Origin of the sequence: Collinsella sp. AM24-1, assembly GCF_003470325.1 — a bacterium.
Lineage (GTDB): Bacteria > Actinomycetota > Coriobacteriia > Coriobacteriales > Coriobacteriaceae > Collinsella.
Window position 1 is genome coordinate 1 of sequence record NZ_QRHM01000056.1, and the last position, 1,430, is coordinate 1,430.

Here is a 1,430-nt window from a genome sequence, read left to right on the forward strand (position 1 = left end):
TCTCCCTAGAAAGGAGGTGATCCAGCCGCACCTTCCGGTACGGCTACCTTGTTACGACTTCACCCCCCTCACCCTCCACACCTTCGGCGCCTCCCCCCTCTCGGTTGGGCCGGCGACTTCGGGTGCAGACGACTCGGGTGGTGTGACGGGCGGTGTGTACAAGGCCCGGGAACGCATTCACCGCGGCATGCTGATCCGCGATTACTAGCAACTCCGACTTCATGGGGGCGGGTTGCAGCCCCCAATCCGAACTGGGGCCGGCTTTCCGGGATCCGCTCCCCCTCGCGGGGTGGCATCCCTCTGTACCGGCCATTGTAGCACGTGTGCAGCCCAGGGCATAAGGGGCATGATGACTTGACGTCGTCCCCGCCCTCCTCCGCCTTGACGGCGGCGGTCCCGCGTGGGTTCCCGGCATCACCCGATGGCAACACGCGGCGGGGGTTGCGCTCGTTGCGGGACTTAACCCAACATCTCACGACACGAGCTGACGACAGCCATGCACCACCTGTATGGGCTCCTCTCGGCCACGGGGTCTCCCCCGCTTCACCCATATGTCAAGCCCTGGTAAGGTTCTTCGCGTTGCTTCGAATTAAGCCACATGCTCCGCTGCTTGTGCGGGCCCCCGTCAATTCCTTTGAGTTTTAGCCTTGCGGCCGTACTCCCCAGGCGGGACGCTTAATGCGTTGGCTGCGGCACGGGGGGATCGTCCCCCCACACCTAGCGTCCATCGTTTACGGCTGGGACTACCAGGGTATCTAATCCTGTTCGCTCCCCCAGCTTTCGCGCCTCAGCGTCGGTCTCGGCCCAGAGGGCCGCCTTCGCCACCGGTGTTCCACCCGATATCTGCGCATTCCACCGCTACACCGGGTGTTCCACCCTCCCCTACCGGACCCAAGCCGCGGAGGTTCCGGGGGCTTCGGGGGGTTGAGCCCCCCGCTTCGACCCCCGGCCTGCCGGGCCGCCTACGCGCGCTTTACGCCCAATGAATCCGGATAACGCTCGCCCCCTACGTATTACCGCGGCTGCTGGCACGTAGTTAGCCGGGGCTTCTTCTGCAGGTACAGTCTTGACTCTTCCCTGCTGAAAGCGGTTTACGACCCGAAGGCCTCCGTCCCGCACGCGGCGTCGCTGCGTCAGGGTTCCCCCCATTGCGCAAGATTCCCCACTGCTGCCTCCCGTAGGAGTCTGGGCCGTGTCTCAGTCCCAATCTGGCCGGTCGGTCTCTCAACCCGGCTACCCGTTGTCGGCACGGTGGGCCGTCACCCCGCCGTCTACCTGATGGGCCGCGGAGCCATCCCCTCCCGTCGGGGCTTTAGCCGGGGTGCCATGCGGCACCCCGGGGTATCCGGTATTACCCGTCCTTTCGGGCGGCTATCCCGGGGGAGGGGGCAGGTTCTCCACGTGTTACTCAGCCGTTCGCCACTCGCTTC

At 65.5% G+C, this 1,430-nt stretch carries 1 rRNA gene; it reads right to left on the reverse strand.

From position 1 onward, the window contains the following. Positions 1-9 precede the first annotated feature (9 nt). Positions 10-1,430: ribosomal RNA gene (locus DW661_RS10010) — 16S ribosomal RNA — on the reverse strand; the annotation flags it as partial.